This is a genomic window from Pantoea dispersa, assembly GCF_035783935.1.
GTDB lineage: Bacteria > Pseudomonadota > Gammaproteobacteria > Enterobacterales > Enterobacteriaceae > Pantoea > Pantoea dispersa_C.
In genome coordinates, this window is the sequence record NZ_JALKOV010000010.1 from 137,461 (window position 1) to 161,564 (window position 24,104).

General features: G+C 58.5%; 19 protein-coding genes. 11 read left to right on the forward strand and 8 right to left on the reverse strand.

Annotation, left to right across the window (positions count from 1 at the left end; genetic code table 11):
- The first annotated feature begins 494 nt into the window (after positions 1-494).
- From MXF20_RS18775 to MXF20_RS18805, 7 genes are all read left to right on the forward strand, one after another.
- Positions 495-1,187 carry a DUF1120 domain-containing protein gene (locus tag MXF20_RS18775; RefSeq protein ID WP_325970714.1) on the forward strand — a complete coding sequence of 231 codons (693 nt, stop codon included), beginning with the start codon at positions 495-497 and terminating at the stop codon, positions 1,185-1,187.
- Between the two features lie 120 nt (positions 1,188-1,307).
- Positions 1,308-2,003, forward strand: a complete 696-nt coding sequence (locus MXF20_RS18780; protein ID WP_325970716.1) for a DUF1120 domain-containing protein — start codon at positions 1,308-1,310, stop codon at positions 2,001-2,003.
- 89 nt (positions 2,004-2,092) lie between these two features.
- A complete protein-coding gene (locus MXF20_RS18785; RefSeq protein WP_325970717.1) occupies positions 2,093-2,794 on the forward strand; it encodes a DUF1120 domain-containing protein in 702 nt (233 codons plus the stop codon).
- Between the two features lie 101 nt (positions 2,795-2,895).
- Positions 2,896-3,597: a fimbria/pilus chaperone family protein gene (locus MXF20_RS18790; protein ID WP_211724977.1), complete on the forward strand. Its 702-nt coding sequence runs from the start codon at positions 2,896-2,898 to the stop codon at positions 3,595-3,597.
- A gap of 11 nt (positions 3,598-3,608) precedes the next feature.
- On the forward strand, positions 3,609-6,017 hold the full coding sequence (locus tag MXF20_RS18795) for a fimbria/pilus outer membrane usher protein (RefSeq protein ID WP_325970720.1): 2,409 nt from the start codon (positions 3,609-3,611) through the stop codon (positions 6,015-6,017).
- A gap of 14 nt (positions 6,018-6,031) precedes the next feature.
- Positions 6,032-6,589 (forward strand): hypothetical protein, encoded by a 558-nt coding sequence (locus MXF20_RS18800; protein WP_325970723.1) that lies wholly within the window; start codon positions 6,032-6,034, stop codon positions 6,587-6,589.
- A gap of 82 nt (positions 6,590-6,671) precedes the next feature.
- The gene (locus MXF20_RS18805) at positions 6,672-9,677 is read left to right on the forward strand and encodes an autotransporter outer membrane beta-barrel domain-containing protein (protein ID WP_325970725.1); all 3,006 of its coding nucleotides are present in this window, start codon (positions 6,672-6,674) and stop codon (positions 9,675-9,677) included.
- 72 nt (positions 9,678-9,749) lie between these two features.
- Here the strand turns inward: MXF20_RS18805 and MXF20_RS18810 are convergent, their stop codons facing one another.
- Together MXF20_RS18810 and MXF20_RS18815 are read right to left on the reverse strand one after the other, a co-directional pair.
- Positions 9,750-10,100, reverse strand: coding sequence for a hypothetical protein (locus MXF20_RS18810; RefSeq protein WP_325970727.1), 351 nt, complete (start codon positions 10,098-10,100; stop codon positions 9,750-9,752).
- Positions 10,101-10,474: 374 nt separating this feature from the next.
- Entirely contained in the window at positions 10,475-11,659 is a 1,185-nt protein-coding gene (locus MXF20_RS18815) for an NAD(P)/FAD-dependent oxidoreductase (RefSeq protein ID WP_325970728.1), read from the reverse strand.
- A 240-nt stretch (positions 11,660-11,899) separates the two neighbouring features.
- Between MXF20_RS18815 and pitA the strand changes: the two genes are divergently transcribed.
- Complete coding sequence (pitA, locus tag MXF20_RS18820) at positions 11,900-13,399, forward strand: inorganic phosphate transporter PitA (RefSeq protein ID WP_325970730.1); 1,500 nt, start codon at positions 11,900-11,902, stop codon at positions 13,397-13,399.
- A 78-nt stretch (positions 13,400-13,477) separates the two neighbouring features.
- On the opposite strand, the gene uspB is transcribed toward pitA, so the two are convergent.
- The gene (gene uspB, locus MXF20_RS18825) at positions 13,478-13,813 is read right to left on the reverse strand and encodes a universal stress protein UspB (RefSeq protein ID WP_010618665.1); all 336 of its coding nucleotides are present in this window, start codon (positions 13,811-13,813) and stop codon (positions 13,478-13,480) included.
- A gap of 421 nt (positions 13,814-14,234) precedes the next feature.
- Between uspB and uspA the strand changes: the two genes are divergently transcribed.
- The gene (uspA, locus tag MXF20_RS18830) at positions 14,235-14,672 is read left to right on the forward strand and encodes a universal stress protein UspA (protein WP_021508107.1); all 438 of its coding nucleotides are present in this window, start codon (positions 14,235-14,237) and stop codon (positions 14,670-14,672) included.
- Positions 14,673-14,853: 181 nt separating this feature from the next.
- Here the strand turns inward: uspA and rsmJ are convergent, their stop codons facing one another.
- The 4 genes from rsmJ to MXF20_RS18850 all read right to left on the reverse strand — a co-directional run bounded on the left by rsmJ (position 14,854) and on the right by MXF20_RS18850 (position 20,451).
- The gene (gene rsmJ / locus MXF20_RS18835) at positions 14,854-15,618 is read right to left on the reverse strand and encodes a 16S rRNA (guanine(1516)-N(2))-methyltransferase RsmJ (protein ID WP_325970732.1); all 765 of its coding nucleotides are present in this window, start codon (positions 15,616-15,618) and stop codon (positions 14,854-14,856) included.
- Positions 15,619-15,626: 8 nt separating this feature from the next.
- Positions 15,627-17,669, reverse strand: a complete 2,043-nt coding sequence (prlC, locus tag MXF20_RS18840; protein WP_325970734.1) for an oligopeptidase A — start codon at positions 17,667-17,669, stop codon at positions 15,627-15,629.
- A 216-nt stretch (positions 17,670-17,885) separates the two neighbouring features.
- A complete protein-coding gene (locus MXF20_RS18845; RefSeq protein WP_325970737.1) occupies positions 17,886-19,868 on the reverse strand; it encodes a hypothetical protein in 1,983 nt (660 codons plus the stop codon).
- 133 nt (positions 19,869-20,001) lie between these two features.
- Positions 20,002-20,451, reverse strand: coding sequence for a hypothetical protein (locus MXF20_RS18850; protein WP_325970739.1), 450 nt, complete (start codon positions 20,449-20,451; stop codon positions 20,002-20,004).
- 335 nt (positions 20,452-20,786) lie between these two features.
- Here MXF20_RS18850 and MXF20_RS18855 point away from each other — a divergent pair, with 335 nt between their 5' ends.
- Complete coding sequence (locus MXF20_RS18855; protein WP_325970740.1) at positions 20,787-21,629, forward strand: 23S rRNA (adenine(2030)-N(6))-methyltransferase RlmJ; 843 nt, start codon at positions 20,787-20,789, stop codon at positions 21,627-21,629.
- Positions 21,630-21,632: 3 nt separating this feature from the next.
- Here MXF20_RS18855 and rnz read toward each other — a convergent pair whose 3' ends face one another.
- Entirely contained in the window at positions 21,633-22,544 is a 912-nt protein-coding gene (gene rnz / locus MXF20_RS18860; RefSeq protein ID WP_325970741.1) for a ribonuclease Z, read from the reverse strand.
- Between the two features lie 130 nt (positions 22,545-22,674).
- Between rnz and gorA the strand changes: the two genes are divergently transcribed.
- Positions 22,675-24,027: a glutathione-disulfide reductase gene (gorA, locus tag MXF20_RS18865; protein ID WP_325970742.1), complete on the forward strand. Its 1,353-nt coding sequence runs from the start codon at positions 22,675-22,677 to the stop codon at positions 24,025-24,027.
- Positions 24,028-24,104: the final 77 nt, after the last annotated feature.

Below are 24,104 nucleotides of genomic sequence, written 5' to 3' on the forward strand. Positions count from 1 at the left end.
TCTACCGCATTGCGGCTGACGGATTCGCGCGATAAATCACGCCGCTACAACACGTACCATTTACAAATTGCGCAGCGGTAACACCGCGTACCAGACAGAGCGAAGAAATAATTACCCAAGCATTAACTAACCCGGAAATAAAAATTACAGACCGGTCTTAATTGACACGCAATCATTAAACTATTAACCGGAATCCTCAGAAATTATTTAATTTAATTGTTAAGACAGGGACTACAGAACACCGATGAACATTCGCATGGTGATACAGGAACTTTCGCCCTATTATGACTTCATCGCTTAGCAGCAGCACTGCTAAATGATATTAAAGCAATAATCTGATTACCTGCGCTGTTATTATTAATAGCCTGTAAGAGAAGTGAGCAAGACTATTTAAAAGGACATTAACCCAGCGCAACTCCGGGGTAATGACCATCGCCTTCTCCGTTTTATTTATCAGGGAAGAAGGTTATTAAACACAACGAAGGAAATAAACCATGATGAACAAAATGATGAAAACCGCCTGCGCCCTCGCTGTGCTGGCGGCCTCGGCCAACGTAATGGCTGAAAGCGTAGAGCTGAAAGTGATTGGCACCATTTCGCCACCCTCCTGTAAGCCAACCCTGAGTGGCAGCGGTGGTATTGACTACGGCAGCATCCTCTCCGACTCGCTGGACCCAACCGGCTATACCAAGCTGGCGGACAAAGAGACCCAACTGAGCATCGTATGTGATGCGCCAGCCAAAGTAGCCATTCAGGCAGTAAGCGGTCGCAAAGACTCGACGGTATCTGATGGTGCCGAAGGTGCAAGCGGTGCTGCCGCACCGGTAAGCGAAGTGGGCCTGCCAGCCGGTTTTGGCGTGGTTGGTCTGGGCATGGTCGGTGAGACCAAAGTCGGCGCGTACGGCGTGGCGATCAGTGACGTTACCCTTGACAGTACAGCAGCGAAAGCTATCCAGTCTGATGACAAGCAGAGCTGGAACGACAGTAACGCCAGCTCGCTGTATAAAGCCGACGGCAGCACCAGCTACCTGAGCTGGAGCCAGGCCGGTGAAGTCGCGCCCGCCGCCTTTGAAAATATGAATGCCAAGCTGACGGTGAAAACCTATCTGAATAAAACGTCAGATCTGGATCTGTCCAAGCCGGTACAGCTGGACGGCCTGACCACCATTGAGCTGGTGTACCTGTAATTACTTGTTAACTGAATGCATTAATGCAGCCTGGTTTTAATCTGGCTCACCGTTCATAGCTAAGTATTCATTTCCCTGCGCCATACGCCGCAAGGAAATTAACCCAATAGAGGGATTTAAATGATGAAAAAAATGATGAAAACAACTTGTGCGCTGGCCGTGCTGGCCGCCTCCTGCAATGTGATGGCGGAAAGTGTGGATATGCGCGTGACCGGTGCTGTAACACCGATTGCCTGCAAACCAATGCTGTCTGATAACGGCGTGGTGGATTTAGGTGAATTAAATACTAATATGCTTAAAAAAGATGAAGTAACCATCTTTCAGCCTAAGCGAATCAATTTGACCATTGATTGTACTGCACCGGCAAAAATTTCTTTGCTGGCAACCAGTGCACGCCCGGGAACCACACTTGGCGCAGCAGATGAAGGTCCAACTGGTGCCACCAAGCCTATAATCAACCCCGGACTAAGAAATGGCGGAGGTGTTGCAGGGTTAGGTATGGATGGCGATAAAAAAATTGGCGCTTATGGTTTGAATATTTGGAATATGGTGATGGATGGTGTAACTGGATCGGGGGTAAAATCTTCTGACAAAAAAAGTTGGAACGATTGGTATGCTAATACTTTCTTCAGTGACTTTGGTGTCTATAAATATGTATCTTGGCGCAAAGCTGGTAGTGAAATGGCGCCATCTGCATTTAAAAACCTTACGGCAGAAATCGAGGTTGTTGGCTATATAAATAAAGCATCCGAGCTGGATTTGACCAAGCCAATCAAGCTCGATGGACAGACGAATTTTGAAATGTTCTATCTTTAATCTGACCGCATTTAAACTTTTAAAAATTTAAGTTAACGGTTGAAACTTAAATAAAATTTAAGTTTTAACTATTAACCAGGAAAAAAATCATGAAAAAATTCATTAAAACGTTTTGTGCCATTGCTATTATGGCAGCAGCGAATCAGGCAACCGCTGAAAGTTTTCAGCTTGGCATTACGGGAACTTTTAAACCCTCAGCATGTAGTCCATCGATTGATAACGGCGGCACAGTAGATTATGGCGTTATCAAAACAGAGTCATTAAGTAAAGACGATTACACCCTTCTGGATCAAAAAGAAATTATACTAAACATTAACTGCGACTCACCTGCTAAGGTCGCTTTAACCGCTTCTAGCGGACGCAAAGGTAGTGCTCTGGTATCAAATACTGAGGGCAAGACTGGTGCCGGAAAGCCCATGGTTACATTTGAAGACCCAAATAATCGCATAGGTTATGCAGGAGCGGTTGGTTTGGGTTTGGATGGTGAGAAAAAAATTGGGGCATATATTGTTACCATCGGAGATGTTTTAAAGGATGGCAAGATCGCCACAGGACTGAGATCATCAACTAAACTAAACTGGTCCATCTATGACGCCTATACCTTATATACTGACAATGGTGCTGATCAGTATTTTACTGTGAGCGAAGGCACTACTAATACACCAGGCGCTTTCACTACTGCTACCTTCCCATTGATTATCAAAGGCTATATCAATAAAGCCTCAGAACTCGATATTTCCAAGCCAATCAAACTCGATGGCCTGACCAATATCGAAATGGTTTACCTGTAATAATTACTGTAATAATCCAGGCCGGAATAAATCCCGGCCTTATTCACCCACTTAATGATTCTTATATTGAATTAAAAAACAATCTAGCCGGGAAACACATTATGCTGAATTTATTTACCCGCCGCACGGCATGCGCGGCCGCCCTGTTATTATCTGCCTCTCAGGCTTATGCCACCGGTATGGTACCGGAAACCTCGGTGGTGATTGTCGAGCAGGCCGACGGTGAAGGCGCGCTGAATATTCAAAATACCGATCCGACGCCGGTATTATTGCTAACCACGCTGCAGGATACGCCGGATGATAAAGAGCCATTGCTGACCGTTACGCCACCGGCGGCGCGCGTCGAGCCAGGCAAATCGCAGCGCGTACGTTTTATTCTTACTACCAAAGAGCCGCTGAAAACCGAACGCCTGAAGCGCGTGGTGGTGGAAGGCGTGCCGCCACAGAAAAAAGACTCCAGCGAAGTGCGCATGACGGTGCGTCAGAACCTGCCGGTGATCATTCGTCCGGCCGGTCTGGCCAAAGAGATGGCGCCGTGGAAACGCCTGAACTGGAAAATGCAGGGCGACCAGCTCACCGTCAGCAATGACTCGCCGTACGTGGTGCGCCTGAACCAGGCGGTGCAGACGCTACCCAACCGCAACGTCTATATGCTGCCGAACAGCTACGTGCTGCCAGGTCAGACATTTACCCTGACGGCGCAGGACGGCAAAAAAGCCGGTAATGCACAACAGGTACGCATTTCTCCGGCCACCACCTGGGGTTACAGCGTCGACACCTACGACGCGCCGCTTGCGCGCTAATGAGGTGAGCCGTGCCAGGAATCAACACGACACGACGTCTGCTGCCGCGCCCGCGCCTGCTGTGCGCGGTACTGTTCCCGGCGCTCTGCTGTTTATCCGCCTACGGTGCTGAGGAGCTGGAGTTTGACAGCGCCGCACTGGCCGCACGCGGCATCGATCCGAAACTTGCGGCGCTGTTTAAAAATGCGCCGCGCTTCCTGCCTGGCGCGACCACGGTGGCGCTGCGCGTCAACGGCGCCGAGCGTGGCCGGGTGCGCGTCACCTTCGATGAGCAGGGCGATCCCTGTATCGATCGCACCTTCCTGAAAGCCGCTGGCCTGCTGGTGCCGCGCGGCGTCAGCGACGATGGCTGTTTCGATCTGAAAAGCGCCTGGCAGCAGGCCGAGATCAACGCCGATCCCGGCGAAGAACGACTGTCGCTGCTGGTGCCGCAGCAGGCACTGGCCGCGCCGGATCAGCATGATAGCTGGCAGCACGGTGGTGCCGCCGGCATGCTGAGCTACGACGCGCAATACCTCGATTCAATAGGGAAAAATGCCGGCCTCAACTTTATGCAGGTCGGGCTGGAAGGCGGCTTTAACGTCAGCGACTGGATTGTGCGCAGCCGTCAGACGGTATCGCGCTTCAACGGCGAAGTCTCGCTCAACCATCAGGGTGCCTACGCCCAGCGCAGCTTTACCCAGAGCAAACAAGTGCTGCAGGTCGGCCAGATCAATCTGCAAAACTCGCTGTTCGGCACCGGCCAGGTGCTGGGGGTGCAGCTTTTTCCTGAGCTCGGACTGGAGAAGCGCGGCGGCGCCGGGCTGGTGGAAGGCATCGCGAACAGCGCGTCAGTGGTCGAAGTACGCCAGGCGGGCGTGCTGGTGTACAGCACCAGCGTACCGGCTGGCCCATTCAAACTACAGGGGTTCTCCCTGCTTAATACCCGGAATGATTTACAGGTAACGCTCACCGATACTCAGGGCAATAAGCAGGAGTTTGTAGTGCCGGCCGCGTCGCTGCCGATGAGCAGCGGTAGCGCGCCGGGTCTGTCGATTGGCGTGGGTAAAATGACGCAGCTGGCGGGCGGCGCGGGTTCGCCGTGGGTGGCAACACTGTCGCGCGGTTGGGAACTGAACGCGCGCAATATCTTTACCGCCGGCCTGATGACCACCGCACAATGGCGCGCCGCTGCCATCAGCCTCAACAGCCAACCGTTTAACCGCACGCAAACTCAGTTGCAAATCACCGCCAGCCAGGATGCGCGCCATGGCGATCGCGGCGTGTCAGTTTACAGTGCGATTAGCCAGAAAGTTAGCGAGCGTATCAGCCTGAGCCTCAACGCCGCGACTCAGACTAAGGGCTACAGCGACATGGGCGATGCGCAGCAGGATGAGCGACGTCAGCGTGATTCCAGCAGCCGCGACCAGATTGGCGCTGGCATCAGCTGGGCCGGTGGCGATGTCGGTACCTTCTCGCTTGGCTGGGCGCGCAGCCGCACCTTCAATGGCGACAGCATCTCGTATCTGCGCGGCGGCTGGAGCAAATCCTTCGACCGCGCTTACCTCAGCCTCAACGTCGAACGCAGCGGTGGCGGGCGCAACAACACGCCTGAGCAGCGCGTTTATATGGCGCTCAACGTGCCGTTCGGCGATTCGCGAAGCGTCAGCAGCTACCTCAACCACAGCGATAAAAACGGTGCCCGCGCCGGTGCGCGTTATAACGACCGGCTGTCGCAGGATCGCAGCTGGAGCCTGTCGGCCGAACGCGACTTCCGCCAGCAGCGCGACAGCCTGAGCGCTGGCATGGACATGGTGACGCCGGTCAGCCAGCTGAGCGGCAGCCTGAGCCGCTTCGCGGAGGACAGCACCAGCTGGTCGCTGCGCGCCAGCGGTGGCGCGGTGGTACACGGCGGTGGCGTCACGCTGTCGCCGTATCGCATCGGCGATACTTTCGGCATCGCCAAAGTCGGCGACGAACGCGGTGTACGGCTGGATACGCCAGGTGGCCCAACCTGGACGGACGGGCGCGGCTATGCGGTGATTCCGTCACTCAGCAGCTACCGCCGTTCTCAGGTGCAGATTGATGCTCGCAGCCTGAAGAAAAACGTCGATATCGCCAACGGCGTCCAGGAAACCAGCGCCGCACGCGGATCGGTGAGCTATATGGCATTCGATATCGTACGCAGCCGCCGCGTACTGGTCGACGTGAAGGATAACGTCGGCAAAGTGCTGCCGTATGGTGCCAGCGTGTTCGACGCCAAAGATAACTTCGTGACGGCAGTGGGCAGCGACGGCAGCATCTTTATCTCGGATGCCGGTGACGGCGGGCGCATGGAGGTGCAACTGGGCGGCAAGACGATTTGCAGTTTCAACCTGAAGCTACCCGCAAAGCCGCAGGACGCCGGGTTATTTGAAAACGCCAGCGCACAGTGCAGCTAACAGGAGAGAAGAAGATGAAGCATTTATTTTACCCGCTCGGGTTAGCGCTGCTGCTGTGCCAGAACGCGCTGGCCAGCCTGCCCGCGCTGCCACAGGTGGCGCAGGATACACCCTGCGCACTGTCGCTTGGTACTCAGGAAATCAACTATGGCCGCCAGACGCGCTATCAGCTTACGGATGTCGGCGGTGGTCAGTTGTCGCCCGGTAAGCGCGAGCTGCTGCTCGGCGTGGTGTGTCCGTATAGCCAACCGATAAAGCTGGCGCTGCGCGGCGATCGTGCGCTGAATGGCGCGCTGCGCTGGGGAGAACGCGGCAGCGTGCAGCTGCGGCTGTATGACGCGCGGCTCGACGGCCAGCCGGTAGCGCTGCAACAGGAGCAAAGCGGCCAGAGCAGCGAAAGCCTGTTGCTGCGTCCTGGCGAACCGTTCAGCGCGGTGCAGAACGGCAAAATGATGGAAGGCAAAGCGTTTACCGCGCAGCTGGAGATTGTGCCGTTGCTGCCGGAGAGCGCTTCACGCGTCGCACTGCAAACCGATAACGAAGCCCGTATTACCCTGGAGCTGCTGCGCTAACCCGGAACAGCACCGCTCCGTCATTCCCGCAACGGGCGCACTGATGCGCCCGTTTTTTTACGCCATCACAAGGAGAACAGACATGGCTCACTTCCGACTTTCCCCTCTCTCTTACAGCTGTGCGCTGGCGCTGCTGGTGACCAGCGGTGCGCAGGCGGCCTCAGCGTGGCAGGCGCTCGACGGTGCCAAAGTCGCAGCGACCAGCGGCTATGAATCACGTAGCGCGCGTGACTATCCGCTGCTGGCCAGCGGCGCTGGCAGCCTGCTCACCACCGCCGTGCCCGGCCTGAACTTCATCACTACTGGTAGCCTGCTATATGCAGCGCAGGTGCTGGACGGCGGGCGCATCGAACTGGATGGCGCCCATCTTGCCACTGACGGTGTGATGGCACACGGCGCGAACCTCAGCGACGGGCAATTCGTCATGCGCGGCGGCAGCATCAGCACGCAGGGCGACAGCAGCGCCGGCGTGATGGCCAGCGGTGACAGCGAGGTTACTCTGACGGATGTCACGCTCAGCAGCGGCGGACGCGATGCTACCGGTGTCACCCTCAGCCAGGGCCAGCTGACGCTGCGCGACAGCCGCATCAGCGCCAGCGGTGAAAACGGTGGTGGACTGGCGCTGGGCGGTGGCGGACGCGGTAATGCGCGCGCGACGCTCAGCGATGTGACGATTGAACTGAGCGGTGCCGGCACGCGTGCGGCGATCGAACTGGGCAACGGCACGCTGAACGGCAGCCAGGTCGCGATCAACGTCAGCGATCGCCACCGCGGCATTGAGATCTACAACCCGCAGGGCAGCAGCGGACGCGGCAGCGTGACGCTAAGCGACAGCCAGATCGTCACCGATGCCGGCGACGGCGTGTATACGCTGGGCGGCGATGTGCTGCTGGACAAGGTTACTGTCGACACGCAAAGCGGTATGGCGGTCAACGTCAACAATCGCTCGACCGCCACCCTGCTCGGCAGCAGCTTTAACACCCACGGCGATAACGCGCACACGCTGTGGATCGCCTCGGAGAGCGCCTCCGCGCACGCGCAGGACAGTCGATTCAGCAGCCAGGGCAACAACGCGCTCGCGTTTCACGCGCAGTTTGGCAACGCCACGCTGGACAATGTCGCGCTCAGCACACAGGGAACGGGCAGCTATGGTCTGTACAGCGAAGCGCAGGTTGATGCACAGAATCTGACGGTAGAAACGCATGGCTCCGGTGCCATCGGCGTGTTTGCCGCGCGCGGCGGCAGTATCAATCTGGCCCATACTCAGGTGCGTACCGCCGGTGATTCAGCCACCGGCCTGCTCGCCTATCCGGGCTCGGCGATCAGCGGTAAACAGGTCGATGTTAAAACTGAAGGCGCTGGCGCGCACGGTGCCTGGGTGCGCTCTGGCAGCATGCAGCTGCAGCACAGCATACTCAGCACCGCAGGCCAGCAGGCAGCGGGTTTGCTGGTGAACGCTAATAGCAACGGCGACAGCAGCACGGTAATGCTCGACAGCACGCAAATCGTCAGCCAGCAGGGTGCAGCCATCAAAGTGACCAACAGCAACGCTGACATCACGCTGACCAACGGCAGCCAGCTGCAGGGCGGCGATGCGCTGCTGGACGTGGCGAGCGGCACGCAGCCGTCAGAAGTCACGCTGAACGCGGATAACCATGTACGGCTGCAAGGCGACGTGCGCGCCGACGCTGCCAGCCGGGTGACGCTGGCGCTAAGCAACGCTTCACAGCTGAGCGGCAGCATTCAGGGTGCCGACAGCCTGACACTCGACGCCAGCAGCCAGTGGCAGCTCAGCGCCAGCTCGACGCTCAACACCCTGCACAGCGACGGCAACGTGAGCTTTGCCCCGCAGGCCAGCGGCTTCAGCACGCTGGACGTGCAGACGCTGAGCGGCAATGGCAGCTATCACCTGAACACCGATCTGGCGGCATTGCAGGGCGACCTGATTCGCGTCGCGGGCAATGCCAGCGGCGATCATCTGCTGGGGATTCGCAACAGCGGGCGCGAACCGCAGCAGAGCGACGCGGCGCTAACGGTGGTGACCACCGGTGGCGGCGATGCCCACTTTGCGCTGGAGCACGGCGTGGTGGATGCCGGCGCGTGGCAGTATCAGCTGGAGCAGCGCGGCCAGGATTGGGTGCTGGCGCAGAAACATGATGAGGACGATCAGCCCCTGCCAACGCCTTCCGCCGCGACTGTCATCGCACTGTTTAACGCCGCGCCGATCGCCTGGTACAGCGAGCTGACCAATCTGCGTACCCGCCTCGGCGAAGTGCGCGACAGCGAAGCGCAGGGCGGCGCCTGGACGCGCGTCATCGGCAATGACTGGCGCATCAACGCGCGTAGCGGCGTGGCGTGGCACCAGCAGATGCAGGGCTTGGCGATGGGCGTCGATAGCGCCAAAACCACCGGCTATGGCCAGCGCCTGCTCGGCGTGTTCAGCGGCATCAGCAAAAGCCGGCTGGCCTTCAGCGGCGGCAGCCAGGGCACCATCAACAGTTTCTATATTGGTGGCTATCACACCTGGCTGATGAATGACGGCTGGTTCGCCGATGCGGTGGTGAAAGCCAACAATTTCAGCAACCGCGCCGACGCGCGCATGTCCGATGGCAGCAAGGCCAGCGGCAGCTATCAGACCGCCGGATTTGGCGCCTCGCTGGAGCTGGGTCGCAAGTTTAACTATCAGAACGGCTGGTTCGCTGAGCCGTCACTGCAGTTCTCCTCGCTGTGGGTGCAGGGTAAAGCGTATCGTCTGAGTAACGATCTGGCGGCGAAGGCGGCTTCTGGCGGATCGCGCCTGGCAACACTCAATCTGACCGGCGGACGCGAGATGGCGCTGGAAAACGGTGGCAAAGTGCAACCGTGGCTGCGCGCCGCCCTGGCGCAGGAACTGGTGCACGATAATGCCGTCAGCGTTAACGATCAACGCATGAACAGCAACCTGGCGGGTGAACGGCTGACGCTGGGCGGCGGCGTCAATGTCTCCCTGACGCGCGATATTGAGCTGTATGCCGATGCCGGCTGGAGCCACGGCGATAAGCTGGCATCCCCGTGGAGCGGCAGCGCTGGCGTGCGCTGGCAGTTCTGATCCTGTCTGGCCCGCATATAGCGGGCCTTTTGCTGCGGCGCGCCTGTCTGGCTGACAGCACGCCGCAGCACCTTATCCGACGCGCCCGACGCGGCCACCGCCCTGTGGCTGAAACAGAAAGAACAGCCCCGCGCCAGGACTGATCACCAGCATTCGCACCCCTTTCTGCGGCTGCAGTTCCCCCAGCGCCAGTGTGCGCACCTCACGGAAGTCGGTCAGCAGCGCCGGAAAATGCTCCACGCCGCTAATTTGCGCCCGATACTCGCGCATCATACTGCGTCGCAGGTGCAGCACATCGTTATTGAGCCAGCGCGGCAGGCTGTTCGCCAGCTGATGCGCCGCCACCGGTCCGCCGGTGTAAGCCAGCAAACGCACGTGCGCCTGGCGCGGCGGCTGAATAAAGTGGTGAATGAACCAATCCATGTATGCGTCTTTCATCCCTGCGCTTCCCCTGTGCTGACCGGCTGGCCTCAGGCTATTTTAAGGACGGAAAGGATTAAGGTTAATGAGACCTGGCCTACGCGCCGGTCAGTGCAGTCTGACAAATGGGGGAGATTCTTAGTCGTTTGTGCTTGCGTTTGCCCTCACCCCAGCCCTCTCCCGCAAGCGGGAGAGGGAGCGGTCCGCTGCGGGTGGGGAATGCAGTGCGCAACATGAGTTAACCAGGAAGGCCCAGCGGGTGGTGAGTGTAAAAGTCATGCACAGCCCAGTTCCCTCTCCCCAACCAGCACCCGCCAGTTCCCTCTCCCGCCGGGAGAGGGTCAGGGTGAGGGCAAAACCACTCTGATTTCAAACCATTAAACCGCCTGCGCGCACGCCCAGGCTGAACTCCACGCCCACTGGAAATTGTAGCCGCCCAGCCAGCCTGTCACGTCCACTACTTCGCCGATAAAATACAGCCCCGGCACGTCGCGCGCTTCCATGGTCTTTGACGACAACTGCGTGGTGTCCACGCCGCCCAGCGTCACCTCGGCGGTGCGATAGCCTTCGGTGCCGTTCGGCTGTACGCGCCACTGGTGCAGCGTGGTCACCAGCTCGCTCTGCTGCTTGCTGTTGAGCTGCTTCAGCGTCACGTCTGGAATCTGCTGCAGCTCCTGCAGCACTTCCACCAGCCGCTTCGGCAGGATTTTCGCCAGGCTGTTTTTCAGGCTGAGGTTGGGATGCGCCGCGCGCTGCACCTCGATAAACTCGTCCAGCGGCGTCTCCGGCGACAGGTTGACAGTGACAAACTCGCCCGGCTGCCAGTAGCTGGAGATTTGCAGCACTGCCGGACCGGACAGGCCGCGGTGGGTAAATAGCATCGCCTCTTTAAACAGCGTACCGTCCTGAGCGGTGATGGTGGTCGGCAGCGCCACGCCGGAGAGCGTGTTCAGCTGCTCCAGCAGCGGCTTGTGCAGCGTAAACGGCACCAGCGCGGCGCGCGTTGGATGGACGCGCAGGCCAAACTGTTCCGCCACTTTATAACCAAACGGTGTGGCCCCCAGCCCCGGCATCGACAGTCCACCGCTGGCAATCACCAGCTTTTCCGCCTGCACCGCAGAGCCGTTGAGCTGCAGCGTGTAGCCGTGGTCTTCACGCGTCACACTCAGCACTTCGCTGCGCAGCCGCAGCGTCACCTGGCCGGCTTCACACTCTTTCAGCAGCAGGTCGACAATCTGCTGCGCCGAGTCATCACAGAATAGCTGGCCAAGGGTTTTCTCGTGATACGCGATGCCGTGACGATTAACCAGATCGATGAAATCCCACTGGGTGTAACGCGCCAGCGCCGATTTACAGAAATGCGGATTGTGCGACAGGTACGCCGCCGGTTCGGTATAGAGATTGGTGAAGTTGCAGCGGCCGCCGCCGGACATCAGGATTTTGCGCCCTGCCTTCTTGCCGTTATCCAGCAGCAGCACGCGACGGCCCAATTGCCCGGCCTGTGCCGCGCAGAACATGCCGGCCGCGCCTGCACCAATAATGATAACGTCAAACTTTTCCACGGCCTTAACCCACCTGATTGAAAGGCGCTGATTGTAGAGATCTGCGGCTTTTCGCGCCAGCGTCAAAAAAAAGCCGTAAATGTGTCATATTGTAACTTGCTCATTTTCCGGTCTTTTTGTCCTTAATTACCTGCCGGATGACAAATTTAAGACAAAAAAGAGCTATATTTTTCTTTCCCATAGCGCACGTTGTCGCAGATAATGCGCCGCGTTCATGTCCTCCAAAATGGCGTAACGTTTATGCTACATCTGTTTGCTGGTCTTGACCTAAGCACCGGCCTGTTATTGGTTCTTGCTCTGCTGTTTGTATTGTTTTACGAAGCAATCAACGGCTTTCACGACACTGCCAACGCGGTCGCTACAGTCATTTACACCCGTGCGATGCGGGCGCAACTGGCGGTTGTGATGGCCGGTGTGTTCAACTTCTTTGGGGTGCTGCTCGGCGGTCTGAGCGTGGCTTATGCCATTGTGCATATGCTGCCAACCGACTTGCTGTTGAATGTCGGTTCGGCGCATGGGCTCGCCATGGTGTTCTCCATGCTGCTGGCGGCGATTATCTGGAACCTCGGTACCTGGTATCTCGGCTTGCCGGCGTCCAGTTCGCATACGCTGATTGGCGCTATCATCGGTATTGGTCTCACCAATGCGCTGATGACCGGCACCTCGGTGGTGGATGCACTTAACCTGCCGAAAGTAATCAATATTTTCCTCTCCCTGATTCTGTCACCGATTGTCGGTCTGATCATCGCGGGTGGCCTGATTTTCCTGCTGCGTCGCTACTGGAGCAGCACCAAAAAACGGGCGCGCATCCATATGACGCCTGCCGACCGTGAAAAGATCGATGGCAAGAAAAAGCCGCCGTTCTGGACGCGTATCGCGCTGATTGTCTCCGCCATTGGCGTGAGCTATTCGCACGGTGCCAACGACGGTCAGAAAGGCATCGGCCTGATCATGCTGGTGCTGATTGGCGTCGCGCCGGCAGGTTTTGTGGTGAATATGAATGCTTCCGGCTATGACATCACCCGCACGCGCGATGCGGTGAACCATCTGGAGCAGTATTATCAGCAGCACAGCCAGTCGCTGACGCACATCGTGCAGATGGCGCCACCGGCGGTGCCAACGCCGGAAGAGTCGCTCGGCGGCCCGCAGGAGTTCCACTGCGACAGCGCCCGTGCGCTGCAGGCGATCACCCGCGCGCAGGGCATGCTGAGTAATCTGCAGAGCTACAGCGACCTCACACCTGACCAGCGCGGTCAGATGCGTCGTCTGCTGTTGTGCATCTCCGATACTGCGGACAAAGCCGCCAAGCTGCCTGAGACCAGCGCCGACGATAAGCGCTTCCTCAATAAGCTGAAAGGCGATCTGCTCGGCACCATCGAGTATGCGCCGGTATGGATTATCGTGGCGGTCGCGCTGGCGCTCGGCATCGGTACCATGATTGGCTGGCGCCGCGTGGCGACCACCATCGGCGAGAAGATCGGTAAAAAAGGCATGACTTATGCGCAGGGCATGTCAGCCCAGGTCACGGCGGCGGTGTCGATTGGTATCGCCAGCTACACCGGGATGCCGGTTTCGACCACGCATATTCTGTCATCGTCGGTTGCCGGTACCATGCTGGTGGATGGCGGCGGTCTGCAGAGCCGCACCATCAAAAATATCGCGATGGCCTGGGTATTCACCCTGCCAGTGTGTATTTTGCTGTCTGGCTCGCTGTACTGGATTGCGCTGAAGCTGATTTAACGCTTCAGCGTTGCAGGGTTCTGTTGTGGTGCGTTGCGAAGACAACACCGCGCGCCGCGACAGAACCCGCTTCCCTTCTCAGTGCCAAATCGCTAAGGCGATCAGGCTCACCACCACCAGAAAACACAGCCCGCTGGTCAGAACAAACTGACCGCGCACCCGCTCGCAGCGACGAATAAATTCATCGTCGTGATGATCGCGATAGCGTTTCTCCCAGATATAGCGCACCAGCCGCACCTGCTTGCTCGGCTGACCGTGGGACGTGAAAAAACCGGCACCATCAACATATTGATACAGCAGCGGATCGCACCCGCGCAGCACCGCCAGCAGTGAGCGCAACGATGAGAAGTAGCGCGCCATATTCACCAGACAAACCACACACAGAGCCCAAAAAAGCGCGATAGTGCTGATCATGTTCCCCTCCCGGCTGGAGCCGCAATGACGTCACACGCAGCGGGGAAAAGCTGCAGACGCCCCACGGGAAATAAGCCAGCCACAGATGAATCGAATTGCATTGTTGTTATGCGGACCGGAGCGCGCTACCCAGACGGGAGTGGCCCTTATTTTCAGTGTAGGAGATTTGTTCAAATTTTTTCCAGCGATGATTTTCGTTCAGCGCGAGCGAAAAAAGCGATAAGCCATGATCTGACTCACAGCCGGGCTTCGGTTTGCAGCATTTGCTACCCACTCTGGCTATACTCGGGATATAACAATTATTCGCCTGCGTGGCTGACATTTTGGTTGGTGGCGCTTCATCGCCGTTACGCGCAAAGGATTACGCCAGCCGAACGGCAGAAATTCGGTTGCCCCAGAATCTTGAGAAAGGAGTTTTATCATGGCTTATAAACACATCCTGATTGCAGTAGACCTTTCCCCGGAAAGCCAGTTGCTGGTTGATAAAGCGGTATCACTGGCCCGTCCTTACGATGCAAAAATCTCGCTGATTCACGTTGATGTGAACTATTCAGATCTCTACACCGGGCTGATTGACGTCAACCTTGGCGACATGCAGAAGCGTATTTCGGAAGAGACGCACACCGCGCTGCGTGAGCTCTCCACCAATGCCGGTTATCCGATTAGCGAAACCCTGAGCGGCAGCGGCGATCTCGGCCAGGTGCTGGTGGACGCGATTAAAAAATACGATGTTGATTTGGTGGTGTGCGGACACCATCAGGATTTCTGGAGCAAGCTGATGTCCTCGGCGCGCCAGCTGATCAATACCGTGCATATCGATATGCTGATTGTGCCGCTGCGCGACGAGGAAGAGGAATAACCGCGAGGCGTGGGGTCGCCGGGACCGGATTCGGTCGCCATGAATGGCGAACCAGCAGGGATGCAGCGTGATTCGGTCGCCATAAATGGCGACCCTACAGGATACGGTACGATTTTGCCGCCATGAAGGGCGAATCTGCGGCGATACGGCGGGATTCGGTCGGCATTGATGCCGACCGGTTTTATTCCGGCACCGCCTGAACCAACGGCGGATAAATATCAAAACGGTGGCTTTTGGTCACCACCGCCGATTGGGTGGCGACGCCGGCCAGCGGCAGCGCGTAATCCGGGCGCTTCACCACGATGCGCTTCTTCGCCAGACGGCGCGCCGGTTCGAGTAGCGCATCGGCATCTTCGTCCGGCCCCACCAGCGACTGAAACACCCGCATCTCCTTCTTCACCAGCGCGCTTTTCTGCCGGTGCGGATACATCGGATCGAGATACACCACGTCCGGCGCTGGCGTGATGTCACTCAGCGCCTGCTGACTGACCACATGCAGCAGCGTCAGCCGCTCGCGCAGCCAGCCGCCGATCTCCGCATCGTCATAGCCACGGCGCAAGCCATCTTCCAGCAGTGCCGCGACTACCGGATGGCGCTCCAGCATGCGCACGCGGCAGCCCAGCGCCGCCAGCACAAAAGCATCGCGCCCCAGCCCCGCCGTCGCATCCACCACGTCGGGCAGGTAATCCCCTTTGATGCCCACCGCTTTCGCCACCGCTTCGCCGCGTCCGCCGCCAAATTTGCGCCGGTGCGCCATCGCGCCGGAGACGAAATCAACAAAGATGCCGCCGAGCTTCGGCTCATCCACTTTACGCAGCTCCAGATGCTGCGCTGTCAGCACCAGCGCCAGCGGCGCGCTGTCGTCCTGCTCCAGACCCCAGCGCTGCGCTAAATGTAATAAGGCGCCGTCTCCGGCGCCTGTTTCATCGACTAAACCGATCTTCACAAGCAGGTTTATCCCTGAATTCCGTAGTGTTCCAGCATCGCATCCAGCTGCGGCTCACGGCCGCGGAAGCGTTTGAACAGCTCCATCGGCTCTTCGGAACCGCCGCGCGTCAGGATGTTGTCGAGGAACGACTGACCGGTCTGACGGTTAAAGATGCCCTCTTCTTCGAAACGCGAATACGCATCGGCAGCCAGCACGTCGGCCCACAGATAGCTGTAGTAACCCGCCGCGTAACCGCCGGCAAATACGTGGCTGAAGGCGTGCGGGAAGCGGCCCCACTCCGGACTCGGCACCACGGCAACCTGCTTTTTCACTTCACGCAGGGTTTCGAGGATTTGCGCGCCCTGTGCCGGATCGAACTCGGTGTGCAGACGGAAATCGAACAGGCCGAACTCCAGCTGACGCAGAATGAACAGCGCCGCCTGATAGTTCTTCGCCGCCAGCATTTTATCCAGCAGCGCTTTCGGCAGCGGCTCACCGGTTTCGTAATGGCCGGAGATAAACGCCAGCGCTTCCGGCTCCCAGCACCAGTTTTCCATAAACTGGCTTGGCAGCTCGACCGCATCCCACGGTACGCCGTTGATGCCGGACACGCCAGGTGCTTCGATGCGCGTCAGCATGTGATGCAGGCCGTGGCCGAACTCGTGGAACAGCGTGGTCACTTCGTCATGGGTAAACAGCGCCGGTTTGCCCTGGACCGGACGGTTGAAGTTACAGGTCAGGTACGCCACCGGCTTCTGCAGGCTGCCGTCGGCTTTACGCATCTGTCCGACGCAGTCATCCATCCAGGCGCCGCCACGTTTGTGCTCGCGCGCGTAGAGGTCGAGGTAGAAGCTGCCACGCAGCTCGCCGCTCTCGTCGAACAGGTCGAAGAAACGCACGTCCGGATGGTAAACATCCACGTCGGTACGCTCTTTGGCGGTGATGCCATAAATGCGTTTCACCACTTCAAACAGGCCGTTCACCGCGCGTGATTCCGGGAAGTACGGACGCAGCTGTTCGTCGCTGATGGTGTACAGATGCTGTTTCTGCTTCTCGCCGTAATAGGTGAGATCCCACGGATTCATTTCATCCACGCCAAACTCTTTTTTGGCGAAAGCGCGCAGCTGCGCCAGCTCTTTTTCACCCTGCGGACGCGCGCGTCTGGCGAGGTCGTTCAGGAAGTCGATCACCTGAGACGGGCTTTCGGCCATTTTGGTTGCCAGCGATTTGTCGGCGAACGAGTCAAAGCCCAGCAGCTCGGCCAGCTCGTGGCGCAGCGCCAGCTCTTCGGCCATGATCGGGCCGTTGTCCCATTTACCGGCGTTTGGGCCCTGATCGGAAGCGCGGGTGGAATAGGCGCGATACATCTCTTCACGCAGCGCGGCGTTATCGCAGTAGGTCATCACCGGCAGATAGCTCGGGATATCCAGCGTCAGCAGCCAGCCTTCCTGCTGTTTGGCTTCCGCCTGCGCTTTGGCCGCGGCCAGTGCGCTCTCCGGCATGCCCGCCAGCTCGGCTTCATCGGTGATCAGTTTGCTCCAGCCCATGGTGGCGTCCAGCACATTGTTGCTGTAAGCCGATCCCAGCTCGGAGAGGCGCGCGGCGATTTCGCCATAGCGTTTCTGTTTCTGCTTATCGAGGCCGATACCGGACAGCTCAAAGTCGCGCAGGCTGTTATCCACCGCTTTCTTCTGCGCGGTATCCAGCAGTGCGTAGCTTTCGCCTTCACGCAGGTTGCGATACGCCTGATACAGGCCTTCATGCTGGCCGACCCATGTGCTGTATTCGGACAGCAACGGCAGCGTCTGCTCATAGGCTTCGCGCAGTTCCGGGCTGTTTTTTACCGAATTGAGATGGCTGACCGGCGAGAAGATACGGCCCAGGCGATCGTCCACGTCCGCCAGCGGCTGGACTAAATTTTCCCAGGTGTAAGGCGCGCCCTGCGCCACTACGCGCTCCACCGCCGCGCGACAGTCGTTCAGCGCTTCAGTGACAGCGGGAACCACGTGCTCAGGTTTGATGGCGGAAAAAGGCGGTAGCGTAAAAGGCGAGAGTAACGGATTGGTCATAAGCGCAGTCCTTTCATCATGGAGTGGGGCCGCGCACAGGGGCGCGGCGCAATTTTACTAACATGCGGCCAGACGAGGGGAAAATCAATGCCACCCGCAAGGGCAGACAGAAAAACGCGCGATGAATCGCGCCGCTAGAATACGTGCACGTATCAGTAGCGACGCGATTTATCACGCAATGTTGAAAAAAAAGCCCGCCAGACGGCGGGCCAGAGGTTATTTGATGGACAGCTGATAATGGATCACATCGTAAGGCGCAACCCACGGTGGCAGCGGCTCGCGCTCGTAAATATCCTTCGCCAGCGCCCAGCCTTCCACGGAACCGCCTTTACCGGTCAGCGACATGCCTTCCTGCAGCAGTGGCGGCAGGCTGTCGTTGAACGGCACCTTATCGTGAGAAAAATCGTTGATTACCTTGCCGCTCAGGGTGGTGACGCGGACGCTGACCGCCGCCTGCTGATCCGGCAGCAGTTTGCTTTTCACGCTTTTCACCGCAAACCACTGCATGCCGAGATCTTTCTTCAGCGCTTTACGCTTCGCCACTTTCTTGTCCAGCTGCGCGTAACCCTTTTCAATCAGTGCATTAAGTCCTTTGCCGATCGAGGCCTGCATGGTGGCGTAGCGGCTGGCCATCTCTTCGCCCCCCAGCAGCGAATCACCGCTGGTCAGCTGGGTGGTTAAGCCGGCAATCAGTTGATCCATGCTGATGTTGAGGCCGATGTCTTTGACCATCTGCAGCTGCACCACCGCATTGCTGGCGATGAACTGACCCAGCGTGTAACCATCGCGTTCGGCATCGCTTTTCGGGGCGGCGAGTTTCGGCGCGGCGGCCGGCTTTTGCTTCTCCGCTTCCAGTTCACGCGTCAGCTGCGCCAGGTTGTGCGCCTGCTGCTGTTTGTCGCTGTCCAGCGCGGCGAGTTGCTTTTCGCGCTCGGCCTGCTGCGTTTGCAGGGCGGTGAGCTTCTTCTCGCTTTCGGTCTGCTGTGCCTGTAGCGCTTTCAGCTGTTTGTCGCTTTCAGTCTGCTGTGCGGCCAGTTTTTTGGCGCTCTCAGCCTGCTGTGCGCTGAGCTGCTGTTTGCTTTCAGCGTGTAATGCCGCCAGCTTTTTGTCGCTTTCCGCCTGCTGGGCACTGAGCTGCTTTTTGCTGTCTGCCTGCAGCGCCGCCAGCGCCTTATCGTTTTCCGCTTTCAGCACTTTCAGCGCGTCAGCGCTCTGGGTGGCTGCCGCGCGCGCTTCGCTGAGCTGTTTCGTCAGCTGGGCGCTGCCGGCGCTTTGCTGCTGCTGTGCCTCTTTCAGCGCCTGCTGCAGCGTGGCGATGTTTTTCTCCTGCTGCTGTTTTTCCGCGCTGAGTGCCGCCAGTTTTTTGTCGCTGGCCGTCTGCTGTGCACTGAGCTGCTTTTTGCTCTCGGCCTGCAGCGCCGCCAGCGCTTTGTCGTTTTCCGCTTTCAGCGCCTTCAGCGCGTCGGCGCTTTGGCTCGCTGCCGCGCGCGCTTCGCTGAGCTGTTTCGCCAGCTGGGCGCTGCCCGCGCTTTGCTGCTGCTGTGCGTCTTTCAGCGCCTGCTGCAGCGTGACGAGGTTTTTCTCCTGCTGCTGCTTCTCCGCGCTGAGCGCTGCCAGCTTTTTATCGCTTGCCGCCTGCTGGGCGCTGAGCTGCTTTTTGCTCTCTGCCTGCAGCGCCTTGTCGTTTTCCGCTTTCAGCGCTTTAAGCGCGTCGGCGCTCTGGCTCGCTGCCGCGCGCGCTTCGCTGAGCTGTTTAGTCAGCTGGGCGCTGCCCGCGCTCTGCTGCTGCTGTGCCTCTTTCAGCGCCTGCTGCAGCGTGGCGAGGTTTTTCTCCTGCTGCTGTTTTTCCGCGCTGAGCGCTGCCAGTTTTTTGTCGCGGGCAGCCAGCTGCGCTTTCAACGTATCGTCCGCGTTCACCGTGGATGCCGCAGACTGCTTTTCCAGTTCCGCCACGCGCGCGCGCAGGCGCGTCAGTTCAGCGCTGTGATCGGGCGCTGTCGCGACTTTTTTCTCTGCCTTGCTGACCGGTTTAGTGGCCGGTTTTGCTTTTGGCTGTGGTTTTACTGCCGGTGCCGGCGGCAGGGTGCGCGCTGCTTCGCTGAACGCGCGCAGCATGTCATCATCAGCCGCTGATGCGGCCTGTCCGGGTAGCAGTAAGGCTGCGCTAATCAGCACCGCCAGCAGATGACGCTGTGTCATCAAAACCTCCAGTCGCGGCTCCTTGCCGCTAAGAAAACAAAAGGCCTCATCTCAATATGTTAATTGAGATGAAGCCATCCACCGCGCGAGGTTGTCGCGCTGTTAAAAAAGGGGTCGGCCTGAGCCGTTTTTGTTAACCGGCCTGACGAATAATCAGCTGCGACAGACGGGTTTTAATGCGGAAGCACAGTTCACGGATCTGGAACTGATAACGCGGCATGACTAAATCGTTAATATCCGCGCCGATCGAATCTTTAATCTGCAGATATTTGTTGGTCTGCGCGCCAATTTTCTGGAATTCCGCCTGGTAGCTGTCGTAAGACGCCTGGCTATAAAGACGCATGGCATCCAGCTCTTTACGGCACTGCTGAATGTTGCTGGCGCGATCGTCAGCGAACGACGCGGCTGCCGGCTGGGCTGGCGCTTCGGTTACGAACGGCTGGCCATTAGGCTGTGCTGCGGATTCAGCCATCGGTTGAGTCTCGGCGGCGGGCGGCGTTACCAGACTATGCACAGGCTGTTGTTTCGCGCAGCCGGTCAGTGCCAGCAGGCTTGCCACCGCGATACCAGTCATTTTTTTCATTATTGTCACCAGGAGTTATAAGGATGCTTGAAGCAAAAAATTATACGGCCATGGCCGAAAAGTTTCCTTGCCAGAGACGCATTCCTGGCATTTCGCTCGCGACCGCTTCGTTATCGGCTACTAACTTACTTAATCTGCGGTAAAATTTCGAGAGTCGAATTATCCCTAAGTGAAATTAGTCATCAACCAGACCGGTCGCATTCCGCTAAAGCGACCGGTGCGCTGAAAACTTAAGCACGTGGTAAAACGCCAGCAATTTTTATGCGGCGCGGCTATAATCGCGCCACACCCGATCTATTCGACTTCATTGATCCAACCGCGGACCCCTCTTTTTTATGCTGAGTTATCGCCACAGTTTTCATGCCGGCAACCATGCCGACGTGCTGAAACACACCGTTGAAAGCCTGATCCTCACCGCCCTGATGGAGAAGGAGAAACCTTTCCTCTATCTGGACACCCACGCCGGTGCCGGACGTTACCAGCTGAGCGGTGAGCACGCCGAACGTACCGGTGAATATCTGGAAGGCATTGCGCGCATCTGGCAGCAGCCGGACGCGCCAGCGCTGCTGAAACCCTATCTGGCGGCGATTCGCAACCTCAACCCAACCGGCACGCTGCGTTACTATCCCGGCTCGCCGCTGATCGCGCGTCATTTGCTGCGCGCCGATGACAAGCTGCAGCTCACTGAACTGCATCCGACCGATTACCCGCTGCTGCGCAGTGAGTTCAGTAAAGATGCGCGCGCCCGCGTTGAACGCGCGGATGGCTATCAGCAGCTGAAGGCCAAACTGCCGCCGCCGACCCGTCGCGGCCTGATCCTCATCGACCCGCCGTACGAGATGAAAAGCGATTATCAGGATGTGGTGAAAGGCATTCATGAAGGTTACAAACGCTTCGCCACCGGCGTCTATGCGCTGTGGTATCCGGTGGTGCTGCGCCAGCAGATCAAGCACATGCTGAAGGATCTGGAGGCCACCGGCATCCGCAATATTCTGCAGATCGAACTGGCGGTACGTCCGGACAGCGATCAGCGCGGCATGACCGCCTCCGGCATGATTGTCATCAATCCGCCGTGGAAGCTGAAAGCGCAGATGGAAGAGCTGCTGCCGTGGCTGCACCAGAAGCTGGTGCCCGCCGGCACCGGTCACTACAGCGTGACGCAAATCGTGCCGGAATAAGCGCTACACCTCAAATACCGCAAAATCGTGTGCCAGTTCGGTGGCCGGAAACACCGACTGGCACTCTGCCAGCAGCCTTTCCCGATCCTGTGACAAATAGCGCGAGCTGAAGTGCGTGGCGATCATGCGTTTCACGCCAGCGCGCTGTGCCACGCTGGCCGCCTGCACCGTAGTGGAGTGGCCGCGCCCGTTGGCTTTTTCCGCCATCGCCGCTTCCAGCGTGGTTTCATGCACCATCACATCGGCGTTCGCCGCCAGCTGCAACGCCACCTCGGTAGGGCCGGTATCGCCGAAGATCGCCAGCACTTTGCCTTTGGTGGCCGGGCCAAGATAGTCGGCGCCGTTGATCTCGCGGCCATCTTCCAGCGTGATGCGTTTGCCCTGCTTCAGATCCTGATACCACGGGCCGCGCGGCACGCCTTCCGCCTTCAGGCGCGGCGCGTCAAGGAAGCCCGGCTTATCATGCTGTTCGATGCGGTAGCCGTAGCACTCAACCACGTGGTTCAGCGCGTAAGCCGTGACGCGAAACTCACCGTTATCCAGCACCGCGCCGGCTTCGATCTCGACAATCTCCAGCGGATAGCCGGTATAAGAGCCACTCAGGCTGAGCGCGGTGTCGACAAACTGCCGCAATCCTTTCGGGCCGTACAGCGTCATTGGCTCGGTCAGGCCGGCCATCGAACGGCTGGTGAGCAGGCCCGGCAGGCCGAAGATGTGATCGCCATGCAAATGGGTGATAAAGATTTTTTCCAGCTTGCCGGGCTTAAGCGCCGAGCGCATAAACTGATGCTGCGTCGCTTCGCCGCAGTCGAACAGCCAGGTCTCGCCGCGTTTCGACAGCGTTAGCGCAATGGCCGTGACGTTGCGCTGCAGGCTGGGCGCGCCCGCGCCGGTACCAAGAAATGTCAGGTGCATGTTAAGTTCCTGTGAGCCAACCCCTTGCCGGCATTCAACCCTATTACATACATAGGTGCAAACTTTGCGCCGGTAACTGAAGCGGCGTTACACTCTATGCCAGTTTTCCTCCAACAGATGGACACAACGGATGACCAGACATTTTGACTACCTCGCCATCGGCGGCGGCAGCGGCGGTATCGCCTCCATTAACCGTGCGGCAATGTACGGCCAGAAGTGCGCGCTGATCGAAGCGAAAGAGCTGGGCGGCACCTGCGTAAACGTCGGCTGCGTACCGAAGAAAGTGATGTGGCACGCCGCGCAGATCGCCGAAGCGATTCACCTGTACGGTCCGGATTACGGCTTTGATACCACCGTTAATCGCTTTGACTGGTCAACGCTGGTGAAAAACCGCAGCGCCTATATCGACCGTATCCACACCTCGTACGATAACGTGCTGGGTAAAAACCAGGTGGAAGTGATCAAAGGGTTCGCGCGCTTTGTCGATGCCCACACGGTGGAAGTGAACGGCGAGACCATTACTGCCGACCATATCCTGATCGCCACCGGCGGGCGTCCCAGCCATCCGCAGGTGCCGGGCGCAGAGTACGGTATCGATTCCGACGGCTTCTTTGAGCTGGACGCGCTGCCAAAACGCGTGGCGGTAGTCGGCGCAGGCTACATTGCCGTAGAGCTGGCCGGCGTGGTGAATGCGCTGGGTGCCGAAACTCACCTGTTTGTGCGTAAACATGCGCCACTGCGTGACTTCGATCCGCTGATTGTTGAAACGCTGGTGGAAGTGATGCAGGCGGAAGGCCCAACGCTGCACACCGAATCGATCCCGAAAGCGGTGATCAGGAACGCTGACGGCAGCCTGACGCTGCAGCTGGAAAACGGCCAGCAGCAGACGGTGGATTGCCTGGTGTGGGCGATTGGCCGCGAGCCGGCGACCGATAACCTCAACCTGGCGGTAACCGGCGTAGCGCTGAATGACAAAGGCTACATTCAGGTCGACAAATTCCAGAACACCAACGTCAAAGGCATTTACGCGGTAGGCGATAACACCGGTGCGGTCGAGCTGACGCCGGTGGCGGTGGCGGCAGGCCGTCGCCTGTCTGAGCGCCTGTTCAATAACAAGCCGGACGAGCATCTCGACTACAGCAACGTCCCGACCGTGGTGTTCAGCCATCCGCCGATTGGCACCGTCGGTCTGACCGAGCCGCAGGCGCGCGCGCAGTATGGCGACGACCAGGTGAAAATCTACAAATCGTCGTTCACCGCCATGTATACCGCGGTAACCCAGCACCGCCAGCCGTGCCGCATGAAGTTGGTTTGCGTGGGGCCGGAAGAGAAGATTGTGGGTATTCACGGTATCGGCAGCGGCATGGATGAGATGCTGCAGGGCTTCGCGGTGGCGCTGAAGATGGGTGCCACCAAAAAAGACTTCGACAACACCGTGGCGATTCACCCGACGGCGGCGGAAGAGTTCGTCACCATGCGCTAACACCGCCTCAGCGCCATCACCACAGCCCCCGCATGGGGGCTTTTTTGTTTGCTGACTACTCAACAGCGCGCATACCC

Coding starts and splice junctions, on each gene's coding strand:
- MXF20_RS18775 (WP_325970714.1), top strand. CDS start 495: ATGATGAACAAAATGATGAAAACCGCCTGCGCCCTCGCTGTGCTGGCG.
- MXF20_RS18780 (WP_325970716.1), top strand. CDS start 1,308: ATGATGAAAAAAATGATGAAAACAACTTGTGCGCTGGCCGTGCTGGCC.
- MXF20_RS18785 (WP_325970717.1), top strand. CDS start 2,093: ATGAAAAAATTCATTAAAACGTTTTGTGCCATTGCTATTATGGCAGCA.
- MXF20_RS18790 (WP_211724977.1), top strand. CDS start 2,896: ATGCTGAATTTATTTACCCGCCGCACGGCATGCGCGGCCGCCCTGTTA.
- MXF20_RS18800 (WP_325970723.1), top strand. CDS start 6,032: ATGAAGCATTTATTTTACCCGCTCGGGTTAGCGCTGCTGCTGTGCCAG.
- MXF20_RS18805 (WP_325970725.1), top strand. CDS start 6,672: ATGGCTCACTTCCGACTTTCCCCTCTCTCTTACAGCTGTGCGCTGGCG.
- MXF20_RS18810 (WP_325970727.1), bottom strand. CDS start 10,100: ATGGATTGGTTCATTCACCACTTTATTCAGCCGCCGCGCCAGGCGCAC.
- pitA (WP_325970730.1), top strand. CDS start 11,900: ATGCTACATCTGTTTGCTGGTCTTGACCTAAGCACCGGCCTGTTATTG.
- uspB (WP_010618665.1), bottom strand. CDS start 13,813: ATGATCAGCACTATCGCGCTTTTTTGGGCTCTGTGTGTGGTTTGTCTG.
- uspA (WP_021508107.1), top strand. CDS start 14,235: ATGGCTTATAAACACATCCTGATTGCAGTAGACCTTTCCCCGGAAAGC.
- prlC (WP_325970734.1), bottom strand. CDS start 17,669: ATGACCAATCCGTTACTCTCGCCTTTTACGCTACCGCCTTTTTCCGCC.
- MXF20_RS18845 (WP_325970737.1), bottom strand. CDS start 19,868: ATGACACAGCGTCATCTGCTGGCGGTGCTGATTAGCGCAGCCTTACTG.
- MXF20_RS18850 (WP_325970739.1), bottom strand. CDS start 20,451: ATGAAAAAAATGACTGGTATCGCGGTGGCAAGCCTGCTGGCACTGACC.
- MXF20_RS18855 (WP_325970740.1), top strand. CDS start 20,787: ATGCTGAGTTATCGCCACAGTTTTCATGCCGGCAACCATGCCGACGTG.
- rnz (WP_325970741.1), bottom strand. CDS start 22,544: ATGCACCTGACATTTCTTGGTACCGGCGCGGGCGCGCCCAGCCTGCAG.
- gorA (WP_325970742.1), top strand. CDS start 22,675: ATGACCAGACATTTTGACTACCTCGCCATCGGCGGCGGCAGCGGCGGT.